General features: G+C 69.0%; 6 protein-coding genes. All 6 read left to right on the forward strand.

Going from position 1 to position 4,227, the window contains the following annotated elements; genetic code table 11:
- The first annotated feature begins 883 nt into the window (after nucleotides 1-883).
- Nucleotides 884-1,561 carry a CIS tube protein gene (locus D7V93_RS39245; protein WP_120614094.1) on the forward strand — a complete coding sequence of 226 codons (678 nt, stop codon included), beginning with the start codon at nucleotides 884-886 and terminating at the stop codon, nucleotides 1,559-1,561.
- Nucleotides 1,558-2,577: a phage late control D family protein gene (locus D7V93_RS39250; RefSeq protein ID WP_120648169.1), complete on the forward strand. Its 1,020-nt coding sequence runs from the start codon at nucleotides 1,558-1,560 to the stop codon at nucleotides 2,575-2,577. The genes D7V93_RS39245 and D7V93_RS39250 overlap by 4 nt, the downstream gene beginning before the upstream one ends.
- A complete protein-coding gene (locus D7V93_RS39255; protein WP_120648170.1) occupies nucleotides 2,574-3,206 on the forward strand; it encodes a phage baseplate assembly protein V in 633 nt (210 codons plus the stop codon). The genes D7V93_RS39250 and D7V93_RS39255 overlap by 4 nt, the downstream gene beginning before the upstream one ends.
- Nucleotides 3,207-3,219: 13 nt before the next feature.
- The gene (locus tag D7V93_RS39260) at nucleotides 3,220-3,618 is read left to right on the forward strand and encodes a PAAR domain-containing protein (protein WP_120648171.1); all 399 of its coding nucleotides are present in this window, start codon (nucleotides 3,220-3,222) and stop codon (nucleotides 3,616-3,618) included.
- Between the two features lie 2 nt (nucleotides 3,619-3,620).
- Entirely contained in the window at nucleotides 3,621-4,022 is a 402-nt protein-coding gene (locus D7V93_RS39265; RefSeq protein WP_120614098.1) for a GPW/gp25 family protein, read from the forward strand.
- Between the two features lie 20 nt (nucleotides 4,023-4,042).
- A partial coding sequence (locus D7V93_RS39270; protein ID WP_120648172.1) for a hypothetical protein occupies nucleotides 4,043-4,227 on the forward strand: 185 nt, incomplete at its 3' end.

Raw genomic sequence — 4,227 nt, forward strand, 5'->3', positions numbered from 1 at the left:
GCCCTACCCTGTCCCCGCCGATGGGACGGCAGGAGCGCGGCGTGAGCGGGCCCCGCGCCCCCTTACGCGCCGACGGGTCGCGGACACCTGGCCTTCGCCTCGGGTCCGGGACACCCGCGCGGCCCGAGCTGGCCAACACGGGGGCCGGCTTCGCGCGCTCCACGACCGAGGTGACACGCGCGCCGTTCGCGGTGCGCGCGCCACGCCTGGACGTCGCCACCGTGCCTGGGCCCTTCAGGGTCGAAGCGATGACTTCACCTCCTGGGCGTCCTCCCAGGCCCTCACGGGCGCGCGTCTCGCCCATGGGTGGAGGACCCGTCCCGATGGCGCCGCGCGTGCTCACCCAGGTCCACCGTCCACCCCTGTTCGCACGTGCCGCGCGCAGGGAGGCAAACACCGCGCGCCCCGCTGCGTCCTCCCGGGCCATGGCCGGACTGCCACCCCTCCCGCTTGTCTCGCTCCGGCAGGTCGCGGCTCCCGCTTCGGTGGCCGCCCCGAACGCGGACGCCCTCCCCGGCCGGGCTCCGCTGCGGCTCAGCCCCACGCCTGCGCTCGAACATCGGCGCGGTGGAACAGAGGCCCTGCCCGACCGGCCCCGGCTGCGACTCGGCCCTTCGCTTCCGCTCGAACACCGGCGCGAGGCAGCGGGCACGTCCTCCGAACGAAATGCTCCAGGGCCGGTTCGCGGCGCACAGGGCGCGGAGCCTTCCGAGGGAATCCCGGGCCGGGTGTCGGGTCGGCCGGACGCTCCACGCTCGGACACGGTCCGTGAAGTGTTCGACGCGGCTCAGCTCTCCCGCACGGAGGTGCGCAAGCTCGCCGACCGCATCCAGGTGGAGATGAACCGGCGCACCCACGCACGCGATGCCCGAAAGGCACCTCGATGACCCTGCGCAAGGCCATCATCCAGAACCTCGACTCCCGCGAGCAGATCGAGGTGATGTACAACCCCGTCGAGTACACGAGCAGCACGCAGCTCGTCACCTCGCGCGTGGGCTCGACGCTCCAGTTCCAGCGGATGGAGAGCCCCAGCTTCAGCGTCAACCTGTTCTTCGACACCTACGAACAGGGCACCGACGTGCGCAACCTCACCCGACGCCTCGTCGCCTTCCAGGAACCGACGGTCGGCTCCAAGGAACCGCGCGAACCTCCGACGTGCCTCTTCAGTTGGGGCGGCTTCCAGTACACGGGCGTCATCCGCAAGATCGACCAGCGCTTCACCATGTTCCTGCCGTCCGGAGCGCCGGTCCGCGCCGAACTCTCCGTGACGTTCGAACAGGTGCTGACGCCCCGTCAGGCCATCGAGAACGCGGGGCTCGACAACTGCCGCAAGCTGCACATCGTCAGCCAGGGAGACCGGCTGGATCTCATCGCCTTCCGCGAGCTGGGCGACGCGAGCGCCTGGCCCCGGATCGCCAGCCTCAATGGCATCGTGGATCCGCTGAACTTCCCCTCCCAGGCGCAGATTGGCACCGCCCTCATCATCCCGGACCAGGGCGAGTCGCCGGAGCCACGCTCGGCGTCACAGGCCGGACGGCTCGACCGGCCGAGGGCGTCGTGATCCAGCTCAGGCTCGCCGGCGCGGCCCTGCCCGACAGCATGCTCGCGTCACTGCGCAGGGCGGAGGTCGAACAGGAGCTGAACCTCCCGTCCACCTGCGTCGTGGAGATCGGCAGCGTCGACTTCACCCAGGGCGACTGGCAGGGCATCGACCTGTCGCTGGCCCGCCTCGGCGCGGCCATCGAGCTGTCCTTCGGCGCGGGCGACTCGCCGCTGTTCACCGGCGAGGTGGGGGAAATCCTCGCGGACTTCGGCAACGAGAGCACCGTCGAGTTTCGCGGCTTCGACGCCCTGTACAAGCTCCAGTTCGGGACCGCGCAAGTGGTCTACGAGGGCCAGAGCGATCCGGCCATGGCGATCCGCATCGCGAAGAGAAACGGGCTGGAGCCCGCCGTCGACGAATCCTCCGTGAAGTACCCCTACGTGCTCCAGGCCAACCAGAGCGACTTCGCCTTCCTGGCATCGCGCGCGGCCCGCCTCCACTACGAGTTCTTCGTCACCGGAAGCACGCTCCATTTCCGGCGCAGCCGGGCCGGTGAGTCCGCGGTGGTGACGCTCCAGTGGAAGGAGCAGATCATCGAGCTGTCGGTACGGCTCCGGGCCGTCAAGCAGGGCTCCAGCGTGCAGGCCGTGGGCTGGGATCCGAAGAACAAGCGCGCCATCGTGGCGAACGTGAACTCCGGCCCCGCGACCCTCCGCATGGGCGGCAAGGAGACCGGCTACCAGCTCTCCACGGAGATTGCGCCCTCGCCCGTGTCGGGCATGGATCCGGAGATCGTCGACCCCGAGGCGGCGCGCGCCGTGGCGGAAGCGGCGTACGTGGCGGGACTCGACGACTTCATCGAAGCGGAGGCGGTGCTCGTGGGAGAGCCGAGCATCCAGCCCGGGGTCAACGTGCGGCTCGCCGGCATCGGCAGCCGCCTCAGCGGCCCCTACTACGTGACCGCTGCGAAGCACCTGTACTCGCAGGACGGCGGCTACCGCACGCAATGCGTGCTTCGAAGGACGGGTGCATGAACGGTTCCTCGGATGACGGTCCTGGCAACGAGCGCGCCATGCCGGGCGTGATGGTGGGGCTCGTGGATCAGACCACCGGCGACCCGGAGCAGCTTGGCCGCATCCGGGTGCGCTACCCGTGGCTCAACAACACGGTGCTCTCCAACTGGTGCCGCGTGGCCTCCTTCTTCGCGGGCGGCGGCGTGGGGGCCTACTTCCTTCCGGCCAAGGGGGACGAGGTGCTCATCGCCTTCGAGGCGGGGAACATCAACGTGCCCTACGTCATCGGCGCGCTGTGGAACGGCAAGGACCAGCCCCCCGTCACGGGCCAGGAGAAGCAGCAGGACATCCGGATGATCAAGACGCGCGGCGGCAGCACCATCCGCATCGACGACACGAAGGGTGCCGAGCAGATCGAGATCGTCGACATCAGCGGCGACCGGATCCTGTTCGACGCCAAGAAGAAGAGCGTGTCCGTCACCGTCACCGGCAGCATCGAGCTTTCGGCCGGTGCGGGCAGCATCAAGCTGAGCGCCGCGCAGATCGAAATCGACGCCACCAGCTCCCTCAAGCTCAACGGCCCGAAAGAGGTCTCCATCGACTCGGGTGGCCCCGTCAGCGTGAAGGGCTCGACGATCCGGCTGAACTGAAAGGAGCACCGGCATGGCATCCCCCGCGGCGAAGCAAGGCGATCGCATCCAGGCCATGGACCACCACGTCGTGCTCGTTCCCTCCGCGACCGGGACGACGCCGGTGACCCAGACACTCCCCTTCAACGGCATCATCGACGGAGCGCTGTGTCAGAGCGTAATGGTGCAGGGGCGGAGCGCCGCGGTCGTGGGCTCGGTGGCGACGAACACACCGCACCACGTGCCCGTGGGCGGCACCTTCGCCGTGGAGCCCAGCAACAAGGGACTTATCGTCACGGGCAGCGCCACGGTCTTCTTCGGCGGCCATCCGGCGGCACGGTCGTCGGATCTCGCGGTGACCTGCAATGATCCCCCGGCGCCCCTGCCCACCGGAACCGTGGTCGCGGAGAGCACCGTCCTCATCGGAGGTTGAACATGGCGGAAGGCGTGAAGGACTTCCTGGGTACGGGCTGGGCGTTTCCCGTGGAGCTCCAGGGCGGAAAGGTGCGGGTGGTGAGCGCGGAGGTCGACGTGCGTCAGGCCATCGAACTCATCCTGGGCACGTCCTTCGGGGAGCGGGTGATGGAGCCGGAGTTCGGCTGCGCCCTGCAGGAGCTGGTCTTCAGCGCGCAGAACACGTCCAACCAGCAGCTCGCGTCCTACTACGTGCGTCAGGCGCTGGAGCGCTGGGAGCCGCGCATCCGCGTGGAGGACGTGCGCGCGACCTCTTCGGTGGACAAGCCAGAGGTACTCCTCATCTCCATCGACTATGTTATCCGCTCGCGCAACCAGCGGCACAACCTCGTGTACCCGTTCTACGTCAGCCCGCCCCGCTAGTTCGTGCAAGGAGCCCCGTGGTGAAAGAGTACGTGGAGCAGCGGCTCGTGGAGCTGCGCGGTGAGCTGGACCTGGGACAGAAGCAGCTCGCGTTGCTGGAGGCCCGGGGCGCCGAACTGAAGAACACCCTGCTGCGCATCAGCGGCGCCATCCAGGTCCTCGAGGACGTGATGGCCCAAGCGCAGCGCGCCACCCCGTCGAACGG

Origin of the sequence: Corallococcus llansteffanensis (assembly GCF_003612055.1) — a bacterium.
GTDB lineage: Bacteria > Myxococcota > Myxococcia > Myxococcales > Myxococcaceae > Corallococcus > Corallococcus llansteffanensis.